The sequence below is a fragment of the Microbacterium halotolerans genome (assembly GCF_003569805.1).
GTDB lineage: Bacteria > Actinomycetota > Actinomycetes > Actinomycetales > Microbacteriaceae > Microbacterium > Microbacterium halotolerans.
Genome location: NZ_KZ984051.1, coordinates 154548 through 180070 on the forward strand (window position 1 = coordinate 154548; position 25523 = coordinate 180070).

The window sequence follows — 25523 nt, forward strand, 5'->3', positions numbered from 1 at the left end:
GCGGACGACGAGCCCGCCGCATCGCGCGGCACCGCCCGTGGCGGCGGCATGTTCGGGTCAGCCGGCGACCCCAGCGGACCTGCCGCGGCGAGCGCATACGGGTCGACGGGCACCTGCGCGTACGCGGCGAACGGGCGCTGCTGCGCCGAGTCGACGAACGGTGCGCCGTGACCGTGCTCGGCTGCGGGGTCCGACGGCCAGCCGGGCACCGGCGGAGCGCCGGGCACGACCGGACGGCCCTGGTGGCCCTGCTGCCCGCCGGGTCCTGCGGCGAACGGTGCCCCGGCGTTCTCGGGGTTGTGCGGGGTGCTCATCTGGCGCCTTCCTCTCGTACCGAAGCAAGTCGTTCGCGCAGCGAACGCATCCGGACGGACAGCTTCGAGCCGTGCGTCAGGGAGGCGAGACTCATGCGCGCTCTCATCCGCTTCCAGAATGATGCCTTCTCTGACATGGAGTCGACCACCTCGTCGATCTGCTTCCAATACTCGTCGATCTCGACCGCACCGGGGTCCCCCGGCCCGAACACCGACGCATCCGCCCGCTCCGCGAGCTGCGTCACGCGCGGCTCCGCCAGCGTGCCGCCGACGAGAACCGCCTCCTCCCATCGGGTGTGCCCGACGGGAACGGTTGCGCCGTAGTCCGTTGCCCTGTCCATCAGCTCCTCCCAGCCACCGGCGATGCGGTCAGCGGGAACGGGCGCGCCGTAGCGCCTGCGGCGTCTGGCCGCCTTGATCAGCGCGATGATCACGAACGGGCTCATCAGCACGATGAGGCCGAGCAGCGAGATGCCCGTGATCGCGAGCACGAGCCAGAGCACGCCCCAGATCGGCGCGCTCTCCTCCTCCTGCTCCTTCTCATCCGGGATCAGCGGCGGCAGGTCTGCCGGCTCCTGCGGCGGGGGCGGCGGCTGCACGACCTGGGGCTTCGGGTCGGGCTTGGGTTCGGTCGTCTCCTGCTGCGGCTCCTGATCCTCGGGCGGGGTCGGGTCGAACGGCAGCCAGCCGTATCCTTCGAAAGCCACCTCGACCCAGGCATGCAGGTTGTCGCCGGTGGCGACGAAGTCGCCTGAGGCCTCGGTGCTGGGGGCCTGCTCGTCCTCCGACGCCGGCGAGGGGGTCTGGTCGTGGAACCCCATCACCACCCGCGCGGGGATGCCGACCTCGTTCGCCATCAGCGCCATCGCAACGGCGTACTGCTCGTCGTCGCCGACCATCTGCTCGTTCTCGAACAGCGTCTGCATGCGGCGGGCGCCGTGGCCAGGCAGCGAGTACGCCTCCTCGGCGAGCCCGTGGCTGAAGAAGCCGTACTCGCTCAGCTCGGCTTCGAGCGCCCGCACCCGTTCGATGGGAGTCTCCGCCTCGGCGATGGTGTCGGCGGCGAACGCCGCGACGCCCTCCGGCACGTTCTCGGCCTGCGGCACCTCGACCTTGCCGAACGGCACGTCGGCCAGCGCCGAGTCCGTTGGGATGTCGGGGTTCACGGCATGCACCGTGTAGCGGTCGCCCTCGCGCAGGCCGGCCTGAGTCAGTGCGGTGCCCGTGTTCGCGTTGTAGTAGGCGGAACGGCGCAGCTCTTCGGCACGCGGGCCTGCGAAATCGATGCGATCGACGTGGCCCGCATCCGGCAGCCACACATCGGAGTACTCGCCGATCGTGACGTCGAACTCGACGTCGTCGCCGCTGCGGCCGACCGCCATGTCGCTGCGCAGACGGGTGAAGTCGCTCGAATCGGCGGAGCCGGCATCCGAGACGTCGAAGACGACGCCGTTGTATGCGTCCATCACGCCGAGCCGGATGCGCACGTCGTCGGGCAGGCCGCCCGCGACGGTGAACAGCGTCTCCTCCTTGAAGTCGCGCACATACAGCCGAAAGGCCTGCAGCGGGCTCGGGTACTGGTGCACGTCGAAGGGAGGAACGATGTACTCCCTGATGACGTCGCGCGTGAGGTTGCCCGGGATCAGCGCGTTCGCCCCTGCACCGAGACCCGCGGCGAGCGCCAGCACGACGCCGCCGGCGACGAGCCTGCTGCGACCGCGGCCGCGAGAGCCCCGCTCCGCGCCGGCCTCCAGCGAGACGGCACTGTGCGCGGGCGCCCACGCCTCCCGCAGCGCGAGCCACGCGACGACCACGACGACGAGGAAGATGCCCTGCGCGAGCGGCAGCGACTCCTCGAAGGTTCCGAACGCGATCTCCGTCACGAGCAGCGCGCCCAGCGGGATCAGCGCCCATCCGGATGTCCGCAGCCGCAGGGCGAGGCTCGCCGCCACGACCGTCGCGACGAGTGTCGCCAGGAACGGCACGAGTGCGTGCCCGTCGGCGAGCGCGACGGGGGCCACGCTCGTCAGCAGCGACTTCCAGCTCGTCACCGCGCCGAGCGCGAGCTGCGCGAACGTGTCGAGCGTCGGCACGAACCCGATGATCGTCGTGTGGGCGAGCGCGAGCGGCCCGCCGAGCAGGAAGTACGCGGCGACTGTGAGACCGGCCAGCGACAGCACGCCGAGGCGGAATCGGGCACCGGCGGCGGCGATCCCGAGCCCGAGCACCGTTGCTCCCGCCCCCGCCACGAGGTAGCCGGGGCCGGCGAAGGTGGGCCACCAGCCCACCAGTGTGATGGCGACGAACAGGAACACGGCCGAGAGGTCGACTGCCCATCGTCGCGGGGAGAGCGTCACGACAGCACCCTCCTCACGGTCGGGGCCAGGTCGTCGAGCGTTCCGACCGTCACGACGTCGGCGTCGCCGATGCGCCGCAGCGCGGGTTCCGCGCCCTCGCTGGCCATGATGACCAGGCACCGCGCCCCGTGCGGAATCCGCACGCACGCCTCCCGCAGCTGTGCTGTCGTCACCCGTCCGCCGCAGACGAGCACCACGACGCTCGCCAGCGGCAGGTCGGCGCTGATCCGCTGCCCGAGGGCCGCGACGTCCCCGGCGCGGCTGCGCGTGCCCTCCACGCCGGAGAGCGAGTCGAGCAGGCGTCGCGCGTTCGGAGGCGCGGTGTCGAGCTCCGGGGCCCGCAGGTCGACGGCGAACGCGTCGCGCAGCGCGCGCACGCCGACCGACCCCACCATCGATACGGCCAGCTCGAACTCGTCGGGCGACGCGTACTCGGCCGACGCCGTAGAGAGTCCGAGCACGAAGTGCGACCTCCTGGTCTCCTCGTACGTGCGCATCATCAGCGTGCCGGTGCGCGCGGTCGACCGCCAGTGCACGTGGCGCAGGTCATCGCCCGGCTGGTACTCGGTGAGCGCGTGGAACGCGATGTCGTCGCGCGCGATCACGGTCGAGGTGAGGCCCTCGAGATCCCGGATGTGGCCGAGCGACTGCCCGACGAGCATGGTCGTCTTCGGGTGCACGTAGAGCTCGACCGGCTCGTTGCGGGAGTCGGTGCGTTCGAACAGGCCGAACGGATCGCCGCGCACGATCGAGACCGGGCCCACGCTGAGCACCTGACGACGCAGCGTCGGAATCGCGAACAGCTCCTCGACCTCTTCGCCTGGCGCCATCCGGCCGACGCCGAACACCCCGCGCCCGCTGCCGACCGGCAGCACCACCCGCGAGGGCAGAATCGCGCGGGCTCCGGTGTTGCGCAGCAGCAGCGCGCCGTGCGCCTTCTCGCCGACGACGACCCGTGACCTGCTGAGGTCGAGTTCGACGTCGTAGGTGCTTCTGCCGATCAGGAACACTGCGCTCAGGGCGATCACGGCGGTGAGGATCACGGCCGTGAGAATGATCTCCCGCCACCCCCACCAGAGGCCGGTCGCCCACGCCGCCACCGCGATGCCGATGAGGATCCACCCCGTCGGGCGCACCACAGCCGCCACGCGCCGCGCCCATGCACCGGCGACGCGCAGCGTGTGCAGGGCTACGGCGCCGTAGCCCGCCGCCCCGCGCTCGGTCGGCGCGTTCTGCCTGGCCGTTCTGTCGGGCAGGACGGCTGCGGCGGTCTGGTCGGTCGGCATCGGCTCTTCCGGGTCGTGCGGCGGTGCGGTCAGGCGCGGTTCAAGGGCGCTGCGACGGCGCCGAGCACTCGCTCGATCACGGTGTCGGCCGTCGTGCCGGCGAACTCGGCCTCGGCGTCGATCACGAGCCGGTGCGTCCACACGTGCGGGGCCAGCAGTTTGACGTCGTCGGGGGTCACGTAGTGGCGTCCGTTCGCCGCTGCCCACACCTTCGCCAGGCGCACCATCGAGATCGCGCCGCGCACCGAGACGCCGACCCGCGTCCCGGTGTCGGTTCGCGTCGCCTCCGCCAGCTCGGCGACGTAGCGCAGCACGGCCTGGTCGACGTGGCAGGTCGCGGCGAGATCGGCCATGTCGGCGATCGCGCTCGTGGTGATGATCGGGGTGAGCGAGGCCGCCGTGTTGCGCTCAGCGGAGCCGGCGAGGATGCGCTCGGTCACCTCGAGCGTCGGGTAGCCGATCGACGTCTTGATCAGGAAGCGGTCCAGCTGCGCCTCGGGCAGGCGGTAGGTGCCCGCCTGCTCGATCGGGTTCTGCGTCGCGATCACCAGGAACGGACGGCCGACATCGTGCGTGGTGCCGTCGACGGTGACCTTCGACTCCTCCATCACCTCCAGCAGCGCCGACTGCGTCTTCGGCGATGCGCGGTTGATCTCGTCGGCGAGCACGATGGACGCGAAGATCGGGCCGTGGTGGAAGTCGAAGGAGTGCGCGTTCTGGTCGTAGATCGTCACACCGGTGACGTCGCTTGGCAGCAGGTCGGGCGTGAACTGGATGCGGCTCGATGTGCCCTTCACCGTCGCGGCCAGCGCGCGGGCGAGGCTCGTCTTACCCGTTCCCGGGGCGTCCTCGAGGAGCACGTGCCCCTCGGCGAGCATCGTCGCGACCACCAGGCCGACCACCTCGTGCTTGCCCATCAGCGCCTGATCGACGTTGTCGACCAGGCGCGTGAAGGTGCTCTGGAACCATGCGGCCTGCTCGGTGCTCATCGTCATCGTGGTGTTGTTCCTTCGTGTTGCGTCGTGTGGTGCGATCACCAGTTGATTCGCTCGGAATCGCCGTAGCCGGAGATGTTCACCCACATCTGGCGTTGGAAGCCTGACCAATACGTCAGCTGCTTCGATCCGTTGGCCGGCAGACTGAGCGTGTATGTCGTGAGGTGTCCGTTGACACTGTCATACAGCTTCACCGTACGGTTGCCGCCGTAGTCTCCGAAGTTCTCGGTGTTCACCACGACATAGCGGCACGTTCCCGGCCCCTCTCCGTGCATGGTGCAGCCTGGGTCGCCCGTCCGCGGTCCCTTGCTCAACCAGACCCGGGGCTCCGGCTTCGGGTCGCTGGTGCCGCAGGTGAGACCGCTCCAGTTGCTCCACGCGCCCTCAGAGTTCTGCACACGCTTCTGCACGCATCGAGTCTTGTCGTAGCCGACGTTCACCGTCTTCTTCCACGATCCGTTCGTCGTCGACGCTGAGCTGCCGCCCCCGCCGCCGGTGCCGGTGTTGTACTTGACCTCCATGCGCACCAGGTCGCGGCCGTTGCTCGATCCCGGCCGGGAAGCACTGAACTCCAGCCGCTGCTCGCCGCTCTTGGAGACGCTCTGGTTGCCCGACGGGCTCGGCTTCCCCCACGGCACGATGGTGCTCGAAGACGCCGCCTTCGCGCTCTCGTACGAGAACCCGTCGCCCGCGGTGCGGGTGCGCACCTGGAACGCGTACGACGAACCGTTGTTCAGCCCGGTCACGGTCAGCGAGGTTCCGGTGACCGTCCTGCTCCCACCCGACCACGACACCTGATAGGAGACCTCATCCGGCCTGGCGCCGTTCAGGTTGCTCGGCGCATTCCACGTCACCTTCGCCTGACCGCCGGAGCCACCGGTGTTGGTCGGCGTCGCCTTCACGTTGGTCGCCGCGCCAGGAGGTGCCGCGGCGCGCTGCGGATCGGTGGCGGGGCTCCACGGGCTCCAGCCCGCCTTGTTCTTCACCCGCACCTTGTACGTGTAGTTCTCGGTCGAGATCGGCACCTTTACCGTCTGCGAAGTCGCAGGGGCACTCAACTCTCCGAGTGTCTTCGTACCTGCTCCGCCGCCCGCGCGCTGCACCTGGTAGTGCGATGCCGGGTCGCCGTTGGTGTCGCCGCCGGTGACCTCGTTCCAGTTGATCGTCATCTGCGACTCGCTGCCGACCGGCTGCGCGCTCGCGATCGTCGGCTTGCCCGGCGCGTTCGGCGGGGCGGCGGGGAAGTCGGGAACCGACTCGCGGCTGGTGTCCGACGGGTCCTTCGCGCTGTTGCGGGCGAGCACCGAGAAGGTGTAGTTCTGGCCGTTCTTCAGGCCCGTCCAGGTGTGCGCCAGCGTGCCTGCGGGGAACTCCTTCTGGCTCGTGCCGTCGGGGGCGGCGGGCGAGATGAACAGCGTGTAGCTGTCGATCGGCGTGCCCTCGTTCGCCGGCGGCGTCCACACCACATCGAGCGAGCGGTCGCCGAAGTCTGAGATGCGAGGCGCGTCGGGGCGTTCCGGCTTCACGTCGGGTGTGACGACAGGCGACGCCAGCGACGCCTCCGACTCGCCGACCGCGTTCGTCGCGGTCACGACGAATCGGTAGTCCTGCCCGTTGGTCAGGCCCGTGATCGTGCAGGTCGTCGCCTGGCACTCCTGCGACACGGCAGGGCCCTGCGCGCTCGTCACCGTGTAGTGGGTGATCTGCTCGCCGTTGTTCGGCGGCGGGCGCCAGCTGATGATCGCCGAGCGGTTCATCTCCTGGCTGCCTGTCACCTCGGTCGGGGCGTCCGGCCTGCCCTTCACCGTGAGCTCGACCCGCGCCTGCGCCTGCCGGTCGGGGTCGCCCGTGGCATCCTGCACGCGGTACATCACGGTCATGGTGCCGTGGAAGTCGGCGCCCGGCGTCACCTGCACGCGCGAATCGTCGTGCGAGACGCTGCCGGTGCCTGCGTCGACCCTGGCGTCGACGACGGTGAGGTCCTCGTCCGGGAACGGGTTGAAGTCGTTCTCCAGCACCGAGACGTCGTACGTCTCGCCCTGGTACGCGTCGTCGAGCACGTCGTCATTCGCCACGGGCATCGCGCGGCCGGTCGCGGTCACCGTGACGTGCACCGTGCCGGTCACCGGTTCGCTCTCGCCGTCCGAGATCTCCAGCGCGATCGCGGCCTGCTCGCCCTTGGCGTCGGGGCCGGCCTCGGCGACGAGCGTCTGTCCGTCGATCCTGGTGTCGATGGCCCGGTTCTCGCCGCCCGTGATCCGATACGACATGCCTGCCAGGTCATCCGGATCGGCGTCCGTGGTGAGGGAGGCGAGATCGGCGGACTGCGGTCCGTCGCCCGCGCCGACCTCGAGCGCACCATCGGTGAACTCGGGGCTGACGTTGTCGGGAGGGAGCACTGTGACGGGGATCGTGAGGGTCGACGTGCGGCCCTCCGGGTCGTCGGGCCCCTCGCCGTCGGTCACCTCGAAGGTGATCGCGTCTGGGCCGTGGTAGCCCTCCTGCGAGGTGTAGACCAGGGTTCCGGTGTCCTTCACGAGCGCGTCGCCGTTGGCGTGCACGGCGGAGACGCGGTCTGCCTGTGTGATGCGCACACCGCCGCCGCCCTGCACCGTGACGTGGTCGGAAAGCGGCACGTCGACCGTCTCGCCGCTTTCCACCTCGATCCCCGTCGTGTCGATCAGCCGCGGCGCGAGGTCGCCGACCGCCGGCACGTGGATGAACGCCGAGGCGTCCTGTCCGTCCTCGTCGGTGATCGTGTAGGTGATGATCTGGCGCTGGTCGGTGACCTCGACGCGGACCATGCCGTCGCCGACGAGCTCGCCCTGCTCCGGTTCGATGTCGAGGGCGTCGACCGTGCCGTCAGGGTCCTCGTCGTTGGCGAGCACCTCCACGTCGGCCGTCAGCTCGTCGGTGACGTCGTCGGCGAGCACGGTGTCGTCGCGCGCGATCGGCGACTGCAGCGGAACGTCCTCGTCGACCGTGACCATCAGCAGACCCGTCGAGCGCGCGCCCTTCGCATCGGCGATCGTGTACTGCAGGGAGGTCTCCTGCTCGTCGTTCGGCGCCGTCACGATGATCCGGTCGCCCAGCACCTCGGCCGACATGTCCCGCACATCGTCCGGCAGGACGAGCCCGTCGCCGACGAGGCCGATCTGGTCGCCGTCGGGGTCGGAGTCGTTGGCGAGCACGGGCACGGCGACTTCGCGGCCTGGCCGCACGAACAGCGAGTCGGTCACGGCATACGGCGACTGGTTGACGTCCTCGGCCGCCGCGATCCCGACGCGGATCGTCGCAGTCGACTCGGCGCCGAGCCGGTCTCGCACGCGGTAGGAGAAGGTGTCGACGCCCACGGAGTCGGGAAAGGCCTCGTAGACGAAGTGGTCCTTCTCGACGGAGACCACTTTGCCCTTCTCCGGGGCGGAGTCGATTCCCATCAGCTCGACCGAGTCGCCGTCGGGATCGATGCCGTCCAGCGGCACCGCGATCTGCGCCTGCGTGCCCGCCAATGCGCGCGCCTCGAGGTCCTCCGGCCGCGGGGCCTGGTTGCGGTCCTCGTCGAGTTCGAGGATGTTCACGGTGACGAGGGCCGAGTCGCGCTGACCGCGGGAGTCCTCCACCTCGTAGGTGATGTACGCCGTGCCCGGTTCGTCGCCCGCTTTGAAGCGCACAGTGTCCTGCGAGACGAAGGCCTCGCCCTGCTCCGGTTCGGGCAGCGGTTCGACGAGCGCGGGCAGCACCGTCATCTCGTCGTCGTTGGGGTGGAAGTCGTTGGCCAGCACGTCCACCGTCATGACGTCGCCGACGCGCACCGTGGCCTCGTCGTCATTGGCGACGGGCGGCCGGATGTTCGTGGGCGCGGGGATCGGGATGATCACGACCTCGCCCGTGGCCGAGTACGGGCCGTTCGAGACGCTGTAGGTGACGGTGACGGACTCCGCGAGCGTGCCGGTATCGGTCACGCGCAGGGTCTCGTGGTTCAGCACCGACACGCTGATGCCGCTGACGTCATCCGGCACCTGCACCGACTGCAGCACGAGCACCCCGCCGGTGGGATCCTCGTCGTTGCCGAGCACGTTCACGAGCGCCTCGCCTCCGGCGGGGAGCAGCGCGACGTCGCGCACAGCGACCGGCGGCAGGTCGACGGTCTCGTCCGGGATCACGTCGACGCGCACGTATCCGACTGCGGAGTTCGCGCCGGCCGCCGTCATATACTCGACGTACTCGGTGCCGACGATGTCGCTGCGGAAGGTGAAGGTCTTGTTCGCGAAGTCGGGCACGATCGCCGCTCCGTCGAGCTCGCCGACGTTGGTCAGCCGCAGCGACTCGCTCGTGGGGTTCACGTCGTTGGCGAGCGGCGCGACCGTCGCGGTCTCGCCCGCACGCACCACGACGTGGTCGTTGTTCGCGATCGGCTCGGTGGAGCCGACGGGCCGGATGTCGAGCTTCAGCACGCCTGCTGTGCTCGCCTCGCCGTCGGAGACGCTGATCGGGATGTCGTGCGGGCCCTGCGTGCCGCTGGTCGCGCGGTAGGTGACCTGACCGTCCGGAGTGAAGTCGACGCCGTCGCCCGGGAGCGGCTCCACCGCTGTGAGGAAGATGTCGTCCCCATCGGGGTCGCGCCAGTCCTGCAGCACGTTGTAGCTGACCGTGCCGCCGACTTCGATCGGCACCACGGGCTCCCGCTTCGACTCAGGGGGCGAGTTCTCGCGCTCCGGATGGATCTCCACGGTGACCGTGGCCGTGTCCGTGCCGCCTCTGCCGTCGTCGACTTCGTAGCTGAAGGTGCCGCTGCCGCTGACGCCGGGCTGCACGGCGATCTGGAACGACGAGCCGCCCTCGACCGTGGATATCTCCCCGATGCGCGGCCCGCCGTCTGGCGCATCGACGGTGAGGATGTCGCCGTCGGCGTCGGAGTCGTTGTCGAGCACCTTCAGCACGGTCGAACGGCCGGCGCGCACGCCGAACTCGTCGTCGTTCGCGATCGGGTCCTGGTTCTCCTCGGAGCGCTCCGGCGGCTGCACCTCGATCGTCTCGTCGGTGGTGTCGTCCTCTTCCTCGCTCTCCTCACCCTTCGGCGGGGTGAGGTCGTCCCAGTTGTCGACCTTGCGCACCTGATCGACGACCTGCCAGGCCGCACCATCGGCGACGTCATTGAGCACGATCACGTCGCGGTTCACTCGGAAGCGCAGGTCTGTGGTGCCGCCGCCGGACGGCAGTTCGACTGAGGTGTCGTTCTGCTCGCCCGCACAGTCGCGCACGAACATGCCGCTGGACGCCCATGCGGCGTACGCGCATCCGTTCAGCCAGACCGGCTGTGCCGGCACGCCGTCGCCGGCTCCGGAGGGCGACACGTTCGCCTCACCCCCGGCGAGAGGGAACTGGTGGAGCTCCGATTCCGTTGCCACGAGCACGCTGTCGCCGTCCGCGGAGGTCTGCTGCAGGCGCGCACCCTGCGCCTCCCCTCGCGAGAGCTCCGCGACGATCCCGTCTGGCGTGACGATCTCGCCGGTGGTCCTGTCGAAGACGACGACCGTCGCTCCCACGGCGGCGATGTCGACGCTGTCATCGGGCCCGAGCATCTCGAGGGACCGCCGGTCGGGTTCCGCAGGCTGACCGTTGGCGTCGGTCGCGATCGTGAACACCGAGGCTGTGGCCGGGGAGACGGCGTACACGGTGCCGTCATGCCCGACGGTGACCTCGGCGCCCGCGCCGAGTTCGAGCAGCGGTTCCTCCTCGGCGCGGTCGAAGCTGCCCACCGCCTGCGTCGGCACCACGTACAGTTCGCCGTGTTCGGGGTCCAGCACGGCGGTGGACTGCCCGCCCATCTCGACGTCGGCCGCCGGCATCACCTCTGCCGGGGTCGACATCGACATCGTCGCGACATCGATCGCCGCCACGGAGGAGGTCTGCTGATCGAAGAGCAGCACATCGCTGCCCTGCTGGCGCACGTCGAACTCGGGGCTCGTGGCCCGGATGGAGCCGTCGAGCTGACGGGAGGAATCATTGAAGTGACCGGCCGCGAGCAGCGAGGCGTTCGTGAGCCAGACGCTGCCGTCGTGCAGATCGAGCTCGGTGGTGGGGTTCCCGTCATGCGCGAACGCGAGCGTCGTCACGGCCACGGCGGCAGCACCCACTATTGCACCGCCGGCCATCGTCCGGCGCCGACCCCTCAGCCACGACAGCATCGACATGTATCTCCCCCTGGCCGCTCTCCGGTACGGCGGCAGGGCACAGCGGTGCCCTTCGCACAGAGCTTAGTGGGTGAGCGGGCCGGATTCACAGGCGAGCCATGGGGAGAACTCCCCTCCCCCAGGCCGCGGCATCACCGCTTCTTCGGCTTCGGCTCCTTCTCGGGGGCGCTGCCGCTGGCTGCGAGATCGGCGTAGAACTGCGCGGCCTCCTCCTGGCGGTCGCGCTCCGCACCCGAGGCGATGGGTGCGCGCACGTGCTCCGGCTCGTACGCGAACGCGTCGACGAGATCCTGCGCGTGCGGGCGCAGGCGGGCGCAGAGACGGTCGATGTAGCTCGACACGGCAGCAGCGCGCTGCGTCGAGAGGCGACCGGTGATGAGGTACCACGACAGGTGCGACTCGATCAGCTGAAGGCCGAACAGGTCGCGCACCCAGGTCAGCACGATGCGGCTGTCCTCATCGTCGATGCGATCGAGGGCGTCGGTGAACGCCTCCCACTGCAGCAGCTCCCCATGCGCGCGCGCCGCAGCGATCAGGTCGTTCTGGTTCTCGTTGAACACCGCGGCGCTGTCGGCCGGCGACATCTTGGCTGCGGGGCGCAGCTTCGCGGCAACATCCGCGACCATCTGCTCCACGCGCCCGGTGAGGAGCTCGTGCTGGTGGTCGGCGCGCAGGCCGAGTTCGACCGAGCGTGCGGTCGAACCGAAGTCGGTGACCGCCTGGCCGAGCCGACGCAGCCCTGCGCCGTTGTAGATGCGACCGGCCGTCTGCCCGGCGACGAACCTCGCCACATCGGCCGGCTTGCCCGCGAACTGCTTGGCGTAGTCGCCCAGCAGCCGCTTGCCGACCAGCTGCAGCAGCACGTTGTTGTCGCCCTCGAAGGTGACGTACACGTCGAGGTCGCTGCGCAGGCCGGTGAGCCTGTTCTCAGCGAGGAAGCCCGCCCCGCCGCAGGCCTCACGCGCCTCCTGCACGATGTCGAGCGCGTTCCACGTCGACAGCGGCTTCAGCGCCGCGGCGAGGGTCTCCAGATCCTGCCGGTTGTCGTCGGTGTCGGCCGAGCCGCTGAAGACGGCGTCGAACTTCTGCAGCAGCTCGTCGTGCGCGAACGCCTGCGCGTACACCGTCGCCAGGCGCGGCATCAGCCGACGCTGGTGGCGACCGTAGTCGAGCAGCACGGTCTCGCCTGCGCCGCCATTGTCGAACTGACGGCGCTGGTTGCCGTAGGTGACGGCGATCGTCATCGCCAGCGCCGACGCCCAGGTGGCTGCGCCGTCGAGCGAGACGCGGCCCTGCACGAGCGCACCGAGCATTGTGAAGAAGCGGCGGCCGGGGCTGGCGATCGGGCTCGAGTACGTGCCGTCCGCTGCGACGTCGCCGTAGCGGTTGAGCAGGTTCTCGCGGGGCACGCGCACGTGGTCGAAGTGCAGGCGGCCGTTGTCGACACCGTTCAGGCCGCCCTTGGGGCCGTCGTCCTCTCCCCCGACACCCGGCAGGAATGCGCCGTCATCGTCACGGATCGGCACCAGGAAGCAGTGCACGCCGTAGTTCACGCCCCCCGTGACGAGCTGCGCGAACACCGTCGCGGCCTTCGCGTGCTGGCCGGCGTTGCCGAGGTAGTCCTTCCACGCACCGCGGAACGGGGTGTTCACGACGAACTCCGCCGTCTCGGGATCGTAGGTCGCCGTCGTGCCGATCGCCTGCACGTCCGAGCCGTGACCCGTCTCGGTCATCGCGAACGCGCCGGGCAGACGCATATCGGCGGCGTCGCGCAGCCAGGCGTCGTGGTGCGGCTTGGTGCCGAGCTGCAGGATCGCCGACCCGAACAGCCCCCACTGCACGCCCGACTTGATCTGCAGGCTCGGGTCGGCGGCCACGAGCTCCTCGAAGCCGGCGAGGTTGCCGCCCTGGTTCTCCTGCCCGCCGTACTCCTTCGGGTTCGCGCGGGAGTTCGCCCCTGCCTTCACCAGCAGGTGCAGCTGCGAGAGCGTGCGCTCACGGTGCTCAGGGATCGCCTGGCCCTCGATGCGCCAGAAGGCGGAGTCCTTGATCATCTCGCGCGCCTCGCGCCGGATGTCGGCCCACGTGCCGAGCAGAGCGTCGGTGACGACAGGAATGTCGATACGGGCCTCGAGCTCGTCGGTTTCGGCGTGCTTGGTGGCGATGTCGGTCATGCGTAAGCCTCCTTGTGCGCTTCGATGCGCGCGAGTGGCCCGCGCTCTGGGGTGCACGGGCCATCCGTATGACTTCACGTTATGCCTGTCGACGAAACCAGAGGCAAAGCGTTGTACCTGTTCGACAGTTCGCCGCGCGAACGGTACGGCTCGCCCTTGTACCCCGCGCATAACCTCGGAGACCGAGCAGTCCCACGGAGCAGATCCTCGAATCCCTCCGAGCTTTCGCGCATCCTCCGAGCTTCTGCCGGTCTGCCTCTCAATCCGCAGAGCCTGCCTTCAGCGCGAGCTCCGAGCAAAACCTAGGAGAACAAGCAGAACCTCGGAGCAGATCCTCGAATCCCTCCGAGCTTTCGCGCATCCTCCGAGCTTCTGCGGCGCTCAGCGCGCGCTGCCGCTGGCCTGCTCGCGTCGCTCACGCCGTGTCAGCGGATGCACCTCGTCGCCGCTCTCGCCCGGTACCGCGGCATCCGGATCTTCCCCGGTCGCAGCCATTGCGGCATCTGGAGCACCTTCGGCGCCCGACGCGGTGGCATCCGGGGCTCCCCGCGCGCACGTCGCCCCTCCGACCGGGATCCCCGGCGCCGCGCCCTCGACTGCTCCACCATCCGGCTCGCGCCGATCCGGAGCGTCCGGGTCGCGTCGCGGCAGCCACGCCGTCGCCCGCAGCCACAGCCGTTCCACAGGCGGCCGCACCCGGTCGGCGAGCCAGCGCCAGCTCACGGTGCGCACGAAGATCATGTCGCCCAGGATCATCACGAGCGAGAACCACGGCAGTGCGAGCAGAATCGCGATCATCGCGTGCATGCCGGTCACGAGCACGAGTCCGAAGATCCGCGTCCAGCGGTTCAGCAGCAGCACCGGGAACACCAGCTGCCCGTACACCGCTGCGAACGTCGCGACGATGACGAGCGGAGTCATCGGCCAGATCAGGTCGTTGAGCGCTGGGAACAGTGCGAGCTCGTCCAGACGCAGCGCGTAGTACACCGCCATGCCCTCGCCCCACATCTTGCCCTGCAGCTTCCACATCGAACTGGTCAGGTAGGCGATGCAGAGCTGCGCGCCGATGAGCACGACGGCGACGTTGTTGGCCAGCACGGGGAACCAGTCGGGCACCCGGATGTCGCCGATGCCGAACGGCCGCGGATCGCCGTATCGTCGGCGTCGGCGGGCGTCGAGCGACCACACCCGCGACGTGTCGGCGAGCAGCAGGAAGATCAGCATCACGCGCAGGGTCTGGTGGTGGCCCGTCGCGAACAGCTGCGGGTTGGTGGAGGCGAAGCCGAGCACCATCACGACGAACAGCGGTGAGACGACGCGCATCCGCCAGCCGAGCGTGTAGGCGACGGCGATCGCCACGAGCACGAACGTCTTCGCCAGCGTCGCCGCGTCGCTGTCGCTTCGCGTGAACAGGTCGGAGATCGGCCAGATGTAGCCGTCGGCGCGCGATGTGCGGTAGTACGCCTCGCCCCAGCGCGAGCCCTCACCGAACGAGTACGACATGTCCGGAAGGAACATCAGGATGAGCGCGATGGTCATCAGACCGAAGCCGATGCGCATCACGGCGATGCCGTAGCTGCCGCGATGCGCATCGAGCAGCCAGTGGCAGAGCCGGTTCCAGAGGTCGGTGATCGTGGTCATCCGTCCTCCTGCCCCGGCCCGATGCCGTCGGCATCCGGATCATCGATGTCAGCAGGTCGTGCATCATCCGGCAGCTCGGTGGATACGCCGGCCTTCTCCGCCCACGTCAGGAAGCTGGCGGCGAAGCCAGGCGTGCTCTGTTCGCTCCACTCCATCGGCGGCAGCCAGCCGGTGTCGCTGTAGCTCGCGCCGGGCGCGACGGCGCCGTCGTCGAATCGGTGCTCCCAGCGCACGATCGGCGTCGTCACCGCGCGGGTCTGCACGGCCACGACCTCCCCCTCATCACCCCACAGCGCTTGCGCGGCCTGCGTCGCGTAGGACGTGGCGAAGTTCGTGGCCCGGATGAACGCGTGCACTTCGTCGGCCTTGTCGGCGTCCGCCGCCAGCAGTTCGTCTTGGAGAGGTGTGAGATCGTCGCTCTCGGAGAAGTTCTGGGCGGCGACCTCTCGCTGTCCCTCCGACATATCGAAGTAGGTGCCGATCAGGCGCAGCGACGCCTGCACGGTGAACTGCTTGCGCAGCACGCGGCGCGCCGGCTCGACGAGCTCGATCGCGGTGGCGTCGACCCACTCGGTGATCACTCGTTCGCCATCCGGAGTCTCCACCCACGCCCGCAGCCACAGGTTCCGATCGGAGTTCGCCGGGTTCGGCGCGAAGATCCGGTAGTCCTGCTGCAGGTACGGCTCGATGTAGGCGGTTGCCGCAGCGCCCGGCAGCACTTCGTCGCGGATGTGCGGGTACGGGGTGTTGTAGACGGCGGTGAAGAAGATGTGGATCGCGAGGAACGCCGCGGCGACGCCCGCTGCGATGCGCGCAGAACGCGGGGCGCGGGACGAGCGCGACGGCTGGTTCTCGTGCCCGTTCTCGGACTCGGAGCCCGCTGCGCTCACGCCGATCCAGCCGCGTCGCTCCTCGCAGACGGCGTTCCCCGGTGTGCGCTCCGAGTCGCCGACACGGTGCCGCCGTTCTGTTGGTCCCGCACGCCTGCGTCCGCCTCCTGCTGAGCGGCGCTGTGGGTACTCGCCGCCCGCTCTCCGCTGCGGGAGCCTGCGGCGCCGGTGACACGTGCTCTGATCGGCTCCGCGGCTGCCATCACTCGACGCCATGCCCGCGTGGATGCCACGGCGGTCAGCACCTTCTGCCACGTCGAGTCGCGGATGAAGAGCATATCGAGCGCGATCATCGCGAGCGAGAAGGGCCACAGCCCCAGCAGCAGACCGATGCCGGTGTGCATGAAGACCAGGCTGATCAGCGTGAAGATGCGAGTGGGGCGCCAGAGCACGGCCAGCGCGAACAGGGTCTGCGTCCACAGGGCGATGAACGTCGCCACGTAGATCAGCAGCGACGACTGCCACAGCAGCTCGTTGAGCATCGGATACGCGATGAACGTGTCGATCCGCAGCGAGTAGAACAGCGCCGTGCCGCCCGGCCACTCGTCGCCCAAGAGCTTCCAGATGCCGGAGACGGTGTACACGACGACGATCTGGAAGCAGCACAGCACGAGCGCCGTGTTGTGGGCGGCGTTGACGATGTGCTCGGGGATCAGTCGCCGCCCGGGCTTGCCCCGACGGCTCGCCCTGCGCCGCGCGAGCCACGAGTCCACGGAGAAGTGCGCGCCGAGGTTCGCGAACACCACGAACAGCAGCGTGATCCGGTAGAGCGTGTCGCCGCCGTTGAGCACGTAGTTGTTGTTCGACTGCAGCGAGACGAGCATCACGAGCATCAGGATCGACACGATCCGTGTCTGGAACCCGATGGTGAACAGCACCACGAGTGCGATCAGGCCGAAGAACGCCAGATCGAACAGGAACTCGTCGCTCTTGGTCACGAGCAGATCGAACGTGAAGTATCCTCGGCGCTTCGCCTCGGGGTCGACCCAGAACGATGCCGGCCCCCAGAGCATGGAGCGCTCCGAGATGCTCGGGACGAGGAAGGCCAGCAGTCCTATGCCGTAGAGGATGCGCAGTGCAGCGAAGCTGCGCAGATTGTGCTGCGCAGCGGTGAGCCAGCCCAGCCAGCGCTCGATGGGTCTACTCGGCAGCATTCGCGGCCTCCTGGAAGTCACCGCGTGCACCGAAGCGCTCGATGACCGCTCGGTACTCCTTCAGGATCTCCGGTTCGATGCCCACGTTCGACTGTCGCCAGCCGAAGGTGGTGATCGTCGGACTGTTCTGAGGCTCGTCGTCGAAGCGGTGGGTGAAGTCGTTGGGGCGCTCCCGGATGATGCGCCACTGCACTCGCTCGATGTTCGTGCCGAACCCTGCGGTGGCGTAGTAGGTCGCGTAGCGCATCAGCATGTAGTCCATACGCAGGTACAGGACCACGTCTGCCTCGTCCCTGCCGATGTCATCGATGAGGTCTTCCACGGGGATCGGGCGGAAGCCGCCGTCATGGGGCTCGATGAACGTGTCGCGCACGCGCTCACGCTGCGCGGCGTCGAGTTTGTTGTAGCGCTGCAGGTACGTGCCGGAGACGTTCCAGCTGCTCTTGCGGATGTTCGACGGAACGAGGTTTCCGCCGACGCCGGTCTGCTCGATATCGGTGATCGAGACCCATCCGGAAGTGACGAGCTCGCCGTCGTCGTCGCGCCACTGCGAGCGGATCTCGAAGGTGCGGTTCACCTTCATGATGTTCGGGGCGAAGACGCGCCACGTCTGCCCGAAGTACGGCAGCGCCGCCGAACGGACCTCAGACCGCAGCGGGGTGCCGTCGGGAGACACCACGAGCACCGTGCCCAACATGACGACGAACATGACGACCGTGGCGACGATGCCCGTCGCCTTCACCGATGCCTTCAGCGGCCGTGGCTGAGATTCTCTGCCCACCGGAACCCTTCGTTGTGCGCCCTGCGTACGCGGACGATGGAGGTGACCCACACGCGGTGGGCCACCTCCATCGTGGTTGCGACTATCGAACCTTAGACGGTTGACTTCCGGCGAGTCGCGACAAGCAGACCCGCTCCGGCCAGCAGCAGGATGCCGGCGATCGGCAGGAACCCGCCGATGTCAGCGCCCGTCACCGCGAGCCCACCATCGGAGTCGCCATCGTCGGTTCCGGTGGCGGAGGCCACGACGTCGAACTCGGCGGAGACTGTTCCCGAGAGCGCGCCCTCCAGCTCGACGGTGTGAGCCTCGATCGACGTACCGGCCGGGACGTCCCAGGTGAAGGTGACCTCACCCTTGTCGTCGGCGACCTGAGAGCCGAGAGCGAACGGGTCGGAGAACATCGTGCCCTTCACCGTCTCACCCGGCTCGAAGCCGTAGCCGTAGGCGACCTGCTCTTGACCGACCATGCGCACGTCGTGCTCCAGGCCCATCGAGATCTCGCCGTTGTTGTCGCCGCCGTCGGCGTCAGCGTCGGTCGCGTCGGCGTCAGCAGCGTCGCTGTCCGTTGCGTCAGCATCCGTGGCATCTGCATCCGTTGCGTCAGCATCCGTCGCATCTGCATCCGTCGCGTCAGCATCCGTCGCGTCAGCATCGGTCGCGTCAGCGTCCGTCGCGTCAGCATCGGTCGCGTCAGCATCGGTCGCGTCAGCGTCCGTCGCGTCAGCATCCGTTGCGTCAGCATCCGTCACATCCGCGTCGGTGACATCCGCGTCGGTGACATCTGCGTCAGTCACGTCGGCATCGGTCACATCCGCGTCGGTGACATCTGCGTCAGTCACGTCAGCGTCAGTCACATCAGCGTCGGTGACATCTGCGTCAGTCACGTCAGCATCGGTCACATCCGCGTCGGTGACATCTGCGTCAGTCACGTCAGCGTCAGTCACGTCAGCGTCAGTCACGTCAGCGTCCGTCACATCAGCGTCAGTCACGTCAGCGTCCGTCACATCAGCGTCAGTCACATCAGCGTCCGTCACGTCAGCGTCAGTCACATCGGCATCCGTCACATCAGCGTCCGTCACATCAGCGTCCGTCACATCAGCGTCCGTCACATCAGCGTCCGTCACATCAGCATCGGTCACATCGGCATCAGTCACGTCAGCGTCCGTCACGTCAGCGTCAGTCACATCCGCATCCGTCACGTCAACGTCCTCATCGGCCGCGCGAACCGTTGAGGAAGCCAGGTCGACCTGTGCGATGTCCCCGCCCACGAGCGCGAGGCTCACGGCCGAGACTGTGAAGGACTCAGCACCGAGCTTGCCAGGCTGCGCCGGGTCTTCCTCGGTCGGCTGGTCGTTGATCGTGACCGATACGACCTGGTTCAGCACGTCGAACAGCGGCTGAAGGCCGTTGAGGACCGGGTCCAGCAAGCCGGTGATGATCGGCGACAGGTTGGTGCCGATCGTGCTGAGCGAGGTGCTCAGCGTCGTCTGCAGAACGTTGACAACCGGTGCGACGACCGCCTCGCCGATAGCGCCCAACAGCTCATCCGAGCTCAGATCAACACCAGGAACCAAGTTCAGGACACCCAGAATCGCATCGATGAGATCCGAATCGGCGTTGACCTGCACGGTCGGGTCACCTGCCGCCGTGCCGGCAAGCTGACCGAGAGTCGTGTCGATGATGATCTCGGCAGCCACAGCGCTCACGCCGACAACCGAGAGTTCCGCCGAAAGGTTCAGCGTCACGGCCGTGTTGTTCAGCACGTCGGTCACGCCGTCAGTGACCTTGGTCGTGACCGTTCCGAGTGCATCCGAGATCGCCGTGGTGATGCTGCCGATCGTGGTGCTGTCGAGCAGCTCCGTGTTCGGGTCGAGCCCGTTCAGCGACCCGCCATCGGTCGCCGCAGCCACGTCCACGGCGATAGTGCCGTTGTTCAGGTCGATCGACACGATCTCGTTCGGGTCGGTGAGCGGCTCGTTGATGATCGTGTTGCTCAGCCCGGTGAGCGCCGCGTCCAGACCGTCGACGCCGATCGTGCCGCTCGAGACGCTGACGCCGGTCCCGAGCACGTTCAGGTCGATGTCCAAGTCGCCGAGCAGCGAGCCGACCGCGCCGTCGCTGGCGAGCAGACCGTCGACGGTCGTGCCGACGCCGCCGATCGCCGAGTCGAGCTCGGTTGAGAGAGCACCGAGCAGCGGCGACGAGATGTCGAGCTTCGCGTCCGCGAGCACGTACTCGCTGCTGACTGCGCCCGCGTCCTCCATCGCAGCCGACGCGACCGCGCCGAGCTCGAGTGCGAACTCGTTGATGACGCCGTCAGTGATGACATCCACGTCGAGCTGGCCGAACAGATTGGTCAGGTCGATCTTCGAGTTCTCGAGGGCGCCGGGGTTGTCTGGGTCGACGTTGATCGCGCCGTCCTCGCCCACGACACCGGCGCTCGCCTTCGCCTGCGTGGCTGACGGAGTCGCAGCGTATGCGTTCAGCAGACCGAGGTTTCCGAGCTCGATGAGCCCGCCGTCGCCCGGCTCGCTGATCACGGGCAACGAGATGCCGCCGCCCAGGTCCACATCGGCGATGCCGAGTGCGCTGAGGTTCAGCGGCGTGACGTCCTCCGCCGGTCCGCTCGGGTCTCCCGCCTGCGCCTCTACGGCGTCAAGGAGCTCACCCGTCAGCAGCGACGAGTCAAGGATCTGACCCAGTGCTTCCGAGTCATCGTCCGGTGCCGCAAGCGCGGGCAACCCGCCCAGCGCGGCAGCGCCCAGAAGGGCGGCCGTTCCGATTGCGGCCGGGGCAAGCGCTCGGCGCCCGACGCGCCGCAGCCCCCCAGGCCGCTTCTGTTCTTCAACTGACATGCAGTGCATCTCCCCAGAAATGTCCACGATGGTCGGTACTGCCCGCTCGCGATGGCACGGTACGGACCGCACCAAGCCGACAGACTCGACACCCATCCAATCGGTATTCCAGGACGCTTGTCCACCGGAATTGGTAACGAGAAGATAACGACTCAGACAACTTCCGCGTGATTCCGCGGTTCGTGCCTGAAAGTCGGTTGAGAAATGTCTCGGTGCGGCCTCTGCGCGGGCTACGCCGCTTCGGCGATGACCCCGAGCACCGCCTTGCCGTACGCGTCGCGCTTCTTCGCTCCGACGCCGCTGATGCCGTCGAGCTGCTCGATCGAGCGCGGGCGATGCTCCGCGAGAGCGCGCAGCGTCGCATCGCCGAACACGATGTAGGCCGGAACACCCTGCTCGCTCGCCTGCGCCGTGCGCCACGCGCGCAGCGCCTCGAACAGCGGCCGGTCATCCGGAGCCAGCTGGTCCGCCGCCGACGCCTTCTTCGCGCCGCCCCCACCGCCGCGGGACACCCGTCCGATCACGTCGCGTCGCAGCGGCACCTGTGTCTCGCCGCGCAGCACGCCGCCCGATGCGTCGTTCACGGCGAGCGTGCCGTACTCGCCCACGGCGCTGAGCAGCCCGCGGGCGAGGAGCTGTCGGATCACGCTGCGCCAGTCCTGTTCGGAGAGATCCTGGCCGATGCCGAAGGTCGCGAGCTGGTCGTGCTTCATCCGGCGGATGCGCTCGGTCGAGGCTCCCCGCAGGATGTCGATGAGCTGGCCTGCGCCGAACGCCTGGTTGCGCTCGCGCTTCAGGCGCACGATCGTCGACATCAGCTTCTGCGAGGCGACCAGGCCGTCCCACGTCTCGGGCGGTTCGAGGCAGGTGTCGCAGTTGCCGCACGGCCCCGACGCCTCGCCGAAGTAGTCGAGCAGGTTCTGCCGCCGGCACGACACCGTCTCGCACAGCGCGAGCATGGCGTCGAGGTGCTGCTGCTGACGCTGCTGGATCGCCCTGTCTCCGTCGCTCTGCTGGATCATCCGGCGCTGCTGCACGACGTCGCCCAGTCCGTACGCCATCCACGCGACGCTCGGGTCGCCGTCGCGACCGGCGCGACCAGTCTCCTGGTAGTAGCCCTCGACCGACTTCGGCAGGTCGACGTGCGCGACGAAGCGGACATCCGGCTTGTCGATGCCCATGCCGAACGCGATCGTGGCGACCACGACCACGCCGTCCTCGCGCAGGAAGCGCCCCTGGTGCTTCGCGCGGGTGCCCGCGTCGAGACCCGCGTGATACGGAATCGCGTCGATGCCCTTGCCCGCGAGGAACGCCGCTGTCTGCTCCACCGACTTGCGGCTGAGGGCGTAGACGATGCCAGCCGAGCCCTCCGGCTGCGACTGGATGAACGCGAGCAGCTGCTTGCGCGGCTCCGCCTTGGCCTCGATGCGGTACCGGATGTTCGGGCGGTCGAAGCTGGCGACGAAGTGCTTCGCCTCAGGCAGCGCCAGCCGTTCGGTGATCTCACGGTGCGTCTCGGGGGTGGCCGTTGCGGTGAGCGCGAGGCGAGGCACGCCGGGGAACTTCTCGCCGAGCTCGCCGAGCGCCAGATAGTCGGGGCGGAAGTCGTGGCCCCACTGGCTGACGCAGTGCGCCTCGTCGATCGCGATCACGCTCAGAGTGCCGCGCTGCAGGAAGCTCACCGTCTGCGGGTTGCCGAGCCGCTCCGGCGCGACGTAGAGGATGTCGAGCTCGCCCGCGAGGAACTCGCCCTCGACGCGACGCCGCTCGTCGGGGTTCTGCGTGGAGTTGAGGTAGGCGGCGTTCACGCCGTTCTGGCGCAGCGCATCGACCTGGTCGTGCATCAGCGCGATCAGCGGCGAGACGACCAGCCCTGTGCCCTCGCGCACGAGAGCCGGAATCTGATAGCAGAGGCTCTTGCCGCCGCCGGTCGGCATCAGCACGACGGCGTCTCCGCCTGAGATCACCTGGTCGACGGCGTCTGCCTGGTCTCCGCGGAAGGACTCGTAGCCGTAGACCGTGCCGAGCGCCTCGAGCGCTGTCGCGTAGCGCGAGGGCGCGGCGGCGCGGGCGCCGGATGACGCCGACCCGGGTCCGCTGGGCGCGGCAGATCCGGATGACGGCTGTGCACCGGTGCCGGAGCGGTCGATCTGCACCCCGGGGCCGGCCCACTCGATCGCACCACCCTGATACGACTGCTCGGCGTAGGGGTCGCCGTGGCCCGCGTAGGGGTCTCCGTACTCGTCGTCGAGCGGCTCCTCGGGCGGAACCCACTCGTCCTCCGGGTGCGCGTAGGGCTCGCTCGTAGTCACTCCACCAGCGTAGGCGGCGCCTGCGACATCCGACGCCCGCGCGGCGCGCCTGTGGAGAACCTTCGGGCCCCGTCGTCGGCCTTCCCGGATGTCGGGGGTCTGGCGTAGCGTCGGCACATGGCTACCACGAGGGTCGTGCGCAACGATGAAGAGCGCCGCTACGAGGTCTTTCTGCTCGACGACATCACAGGGTCCGAGACGCTCGCCGGCTTCACCCGGTTCACGCTGGGCACCAACAAGACGCGGTTCGTGCACACCGAGACCGACCCCGCGTTCAAGGGTCGCGGTCTGGGCAGGGTTCTCGCGGCGGAGGCACTGGCCGACGTGGTCGCCCGCGGCGACACCATCATGCCGCTGTGCCCGTTCATCGAGAAGTACCTGCGCGAGAACGACGTTCCGGGCGCCGTTGTGGAGTGGCCGACACGCGGCTGAAAGGGCGGATCATCGCGTACTAAGGCTTGCCTCAGCTGAATCCCGATAAACTCGTCGAGTGAGCAAGCAGGGCATGTCGACGCGAGTGCTCCTCGTGTGCGCCGCGATCGCCGTCGTCACCGGCGCGCTGGGCGGCGCTGAGGGTTGGCTCTCCGTTCCCGTGATCGCCGCGGTGCCCTTCCTCTACGGGTTCCTGCTCGGCGTGCACGCGCTGCCGGGCATCGTGGCGCAGGAGCTGTTCCGGTTGCCGGGCGTCGCGCTGCTCACCCACGTGCTGGCGGGGCTGGTCGGGTCGGCGATCGCGCCCGTGTACATCCCGCAGTTCCTCGGCACCGCGCTGATGTTCGGGCTGATCCAGGAGGGCGTGGCGGCGCTGTTCCGCTACCGCGCGTGGAGCTGGTGGCGCTATCTGATCTCGGCGCTGATCATCGGCGCCGTCGTCGCGGTGGCCGTGTGGTTCGCCGCCGACCTCGCCGCGCTGCCCGGGTGGGCGCAGGCAGCGTATCTGTGCCTGTCGCTGCTCGGCCCTGTCGCGTGGACCGTCGTCGGCATCCAGATCGGCAAGGCCCTCGAACGCGCCGGCGCGGCGCCCCGCCGCCGCGTGGTCCGGAGCTGACCCGCCGTGCCCCACCGCCTCACCACACCCTCGCGAAGTGCCTGGGTTTTGTCGAGATGCCGCGGCATTGGCGGGGTTCTGAACCTTCTTGGGGCATCTCGCGAACCCACAGGTGCGGCGGCAGCGCACGGGCCTCACCGCGCGACATGACCGCTCCCGTTGCGACACCCCTGGTCGCCCTCGAGGACGTGAGCGTTACTCATCCGGATGCCGATGAGCCGACACCGAGGAACGTCTCGTTCCGAGTGCTCCCCGGTGAAGTCGTGCTGCTGGTGGGCCCGAGCGGATGCGGCAAGTCGACCCTCGCGATGACCCTGAACGGCCTGATCCCTCACGCGCACGACGCCGAACTGACCGGGCGCGTGAGAGTTGCAGGGTTCGACACGGCGGAGGCGACGCCGGCCGAGCTGAGCCGGCACGTCGGCATGGTGTTCCAGGACCCGGATGCGCAGATCGTCACCGGATCGGTGCTCGACGAGGTCGCGTTCGCCCTGGAGAATCTGCTCCTTCCCGCGGGCGAGGTGCTCGCTCGTGCCGAGCGCGCGCTGCGCACGGTCGGCCTGTGGGAGAGGCGCGGCGACGACCCGAGCGTGCTGTCAGGCGGCGGCAGGCAGCGCCTCGCCGTCGCGTGCGCGATCGCGCCGGAACCGCGGCTGCTGGTGCTCGACGAGCCGACGGCGAACCTCGACCCCGCGGGGCGCACCGACGTGTACGCCGCAGTGCGGGAGCTGGTGCGCGGCAGCGCGGCTCAGCGGCAGGTGCACGACTCGGCTGCCGGGGTGGGCGCGCCCGCGGTGCTGCTCGTGGAGCACGACCTCGACGCCGTGCGGGGGCTCGCGACCCGGGTGATCGTGCTCGACCACGACGGCGCGGTCGCGATCGACGGTGCCCCGGATGAGGTGCTCGTCGAGCACGCGCAGCTGCTGCGGGAACTCGGGGTAGGCCCGGACGAGCCCGGCGAAACCACCGCCGAGCACAGGCCGCCGAACGAGGCCGAAGGCACACCCCCGCCCACAACCATCACCGAGCGCACACTGCCGCCCGCCGCCTCCGCCCCATCCGGCGTCTCGCCCGATCACGGCGACGAGACCCGGCCCGCGAGACGCACACATATCGACCAAATGGGCGACCAAAGCGGGGCATCTCGACGAACTCCAGGCGATTCGGCAGTGGTGGTGCGGGCTCTGAGCGTGGCGCGGGGGCGCGGGCGGGGCGCCGTGACGCTGCTGCGGGATGTCACTCTCGAGGTTCCGCGGGGGGCGTTCACCGCAATCATCGGGCCGAACGGGGCGGGCAAGACCACGCTCGCGCAGGCGATCGCCGGGGTCGTGCCTCCCCCGCGCGGGCAGGTGCTGATCGCGCGCGACGGCGCGGCACCGCTCGACCCGGCGCGCGCCAGGCCACGCGAGCTGGCCGCGCAGGTCGGCTTCGTGTTCCAGAACCCCGAGCATCAGTTCGTGGCGCACACCGTGCGCGACGAACTCGCGCACGGTGTGCGCCGCCTCTCCCCCGCCGACCGCGA

The 25523-nt window shown here is 69.0% G+C and carries 14 protein-coding genes and 1 pseudogene; 3 read left to right on the forward strand and 12 right to left on the reverse strand.

What is annotated here, in order from left to right; genetic code table 11:
* From DZG09_RS16455 to recQ, 12 genes and pseudogenes are all read right to left on the reverse strand, one after another.
* Nucleotides 1-314, reverse strand: a pseudogene (locus tag DZG09_RS16455) (hypothetical protein); the annotation flags it as partial.
* Entirely contained in the window at nt 311-2671 is a 2361-nt protein-coding gene (locus tag DZG09_RS00710) for a transglutaminase-like domain-containing protein (RefSeq protein WP_119695835.1), read from the reverse strand. The pseudogene DZG09_RS16455 and the gene DZG09_RS00710, both read right to left, overlap by 4 nt.
* The gene (locus DZG09_RS00715) at nt 2668-3957 is read right to left on the reverse strand and encodes a DUF58 domain-containing protein (protein ID WP_119695836.1); all 1290 of its coding nucleotides are present in this window, start codon (nt 3955-3957) and stop codon (nt 2668-2670) included. The genes DZG09_RS00710 and DZG09_RS00715 overlap by 4 nt, the downstream gene beginning before the upstream one ends.
* Nucleotides 3958-3986: 29 nt before the next feature.
* Entirely contained in the window at nt 3987-4952 is a 966-nt protein-coding gene (locus DZG09_RS00720; RefSeq protein ID WP_119695837.1) for an AAA family ATPase, read from the reverse strand.
* Between the two features lie 38 nt (nt 4953-4990).
* Nucleotides 4991-11146 carry an Ig-like domain-containing protein gene (locus DZG09_RS00725; RefSeq protein ID WP_119695838.1) on the reverse strand — a complete coding sequence of 2052 codons (6156 nt, stop codon included), beginning with the start codon at nt 11144-11146 and terminating at the stop codon, nt 4991-4993.
* Between the two features lie 131 nt (nt 11147-11277).
* Nucleotides 11278-13320 (reverse strand): acyl-CoA dehydrogenase family protein, encoded by a 2043-nt coding sequence (locus tag DZG09_RS00730; RefSeq protein ID WP_119695839.1) that lies wholly within the window; start codon nt 13318-13320, stop codon nt 11278-11280.
* Between the two features lie 381 nt (nt 13321-13701).
* Nucleotides 13702-14961 (reverse strand): HTTM domain-containing protein, encoded by a 1260-nt coding sequence (locus tag DZG09_RS00735; protein WP_119695840.1) that lies wholly within the window; start codon nt 14959-14961, stop codon nt 13702-13704.
* The gene (locus tag DZG09_RS00740) at nt 14958-15851 is read right to left on the reverse strand and encodes a DUF5819 family protein (RefSeq protein WP_119695841.1); all 894 of its coding nucleotides are present in this window, start codon (nt 15849-15851) and stop codon (nt 14958-14960) included. Before DZG09_RS00740 ends, DZG09_RS00735 begins: the two co-directional genes overlap by 4 nt.
* On the reverse strand, nt 15848-17005 hold the full coding sequence (locus DZG09_RS00745) for an HTTM domain-containing protein (RefSeq protein ID WP_119695842.1): 1158 nt from the start codon (nt 17003-17005) through the stop codon (nt 15848-15850). The genes DZG09_RS00740 and DZG09_RS00745 overlap by 4 nt, the downstream gene beginning before the upstream one ends.
* The gene (locus tag DZG09_RS00750) at nt 16992-17786 is read right to left on the reverse strand and encodes a DUF5819 family protein (protein WP_119695843.1); all 795 of its coding nucleotides are present in this window, start codon (nt 17784-17786) and stop codon (nt 16992-16994) included. Before DZG09_RS00750 ends, DZG09_RS00745 begins: the two co-directional genes overlap by 14 nt.
* 92 nt (nt 17787-17878) lie before the next feature.
* Complete coding sequence (locus DZG09_RS16460) at nt 17879-20641, reverse strand: choice-of-anchor G family protein (protein WP_162893073.1); 2763 nt, start codon at nt 20639-20641, stop codon at nt 17879-17881.
* Nucleotides 20642-20871: 230 nt separating this feature from the next.
* Nucleotides 20872-22953 carry a DNA helicase RecQ gene (gene recQ, locus DZG09_RS00760; protein WP_119695844.1) on the reverse strand — a complete coding sequence of 694 codons (2082 nt, stop codon included), beginning with the start codon at nt 22951-22953 and terminating at the stop codon, nt 20872-20874.
* A 117-nt stretch (nt 22954-23070) separates the two neighbouring features.
* On the opposite strand from recQ, the gene DZG09_RS00765 reads away from it, so the two are divergent.
* The 3 genes from DZG09_RS00765 to DZG09_RS00775 all read left to right on the forward strand — a co-directional run.
* Nucleotides 23071-23385: a GNAT family N-acetyltransferase gene (locus tag DZG09_RS00765; RefSeq protein WP_119695845.1), complete on the forward strand. Its 315-nt coding sequence runs from the start codon at nt 23071-23073 to the stop codon at nt 23383-23385.
* A gap of 58 nt (nt 23386-23443) precedes the next feature.
* Nucleotides 23444-24001, forward strand: a complete 558-nt coding sequence (locus tag DZG09_RS00770; RefSeq protein WP_338039971.1) for an ECF transporter S component — start codon at nt 23444-23446, stop codon at nt 23999-24001.
* Between the two features lie 146 nt (nt 24002-24147).
* A partial coding sequence (locus DZG09_RS00775) for an ABC transporter ATP-binding protein (RefSeq protein ID WP_162893074.1) occupies nt 24148-25523 on the forward strand: 1376 nt, incomplete at its 3' end.

Bases quoted from the DNA above. Each gene is read 5' to 3' on its own strand.
- DZG09_RS00720 (WP_119695837.1), bottom strand. From the start codon at position 4,952: ATGACGATGAGCACCGAGCAGGCCGCATGGTTCCAGAGCACCTTCACG.
- DZG09_RS00725 (WP_119695838.1), bottom strand. From the start codon at position 11,146: ATGTCGATGCTGTCGTGGCTGAGGGGTCGGCGCCGGACGATGGCCGGC.
- DZG09_RS00735 (WP_119695840.1), bottom strand. From the start codon at position 14,961: ATGACCACGATCACCGACCTCTGGAACCGGCTCTGCCACTGGCTGCTC.
- DZG09_RS00745 (WP_119695842.1), bottom strand. From the start codon at position 17,005: ATGCTGCCGAGTAGACCCATCGAGCGCTGGCTGGGCTGGCTCACCGCT.
- DZG09_RS00765 (WP_119695845.1), top strand. From the start codon at position 23,071: ATGGCTACCACGAGGGTCGTGCGCAACGATGAAGAGCGCCGCTACGAG.
- DZG09_RS00730 (WP_119695839.1), bottom strand. From the start codon at position 13,320: ATGACCGACATCGCCACCAAGCACGCCGAAACCGACGAGCTCGAGGCC.
- DZG09_RS16460 (WP_162893073.1), bottom strand. From the start codon at position 20,641: ATGTCAGTTGAAGAACAGAAGCGGCCTGGGGGGCTGCGGCGCGTCGGG.
- DZG09_RS00715 (WP_119695836.1), bottom strand. From the start codon at position 3,957: ATGCCGACCGACCAGACCGCCGCAGCCGTCCTGCCCGACAGAACGGCC.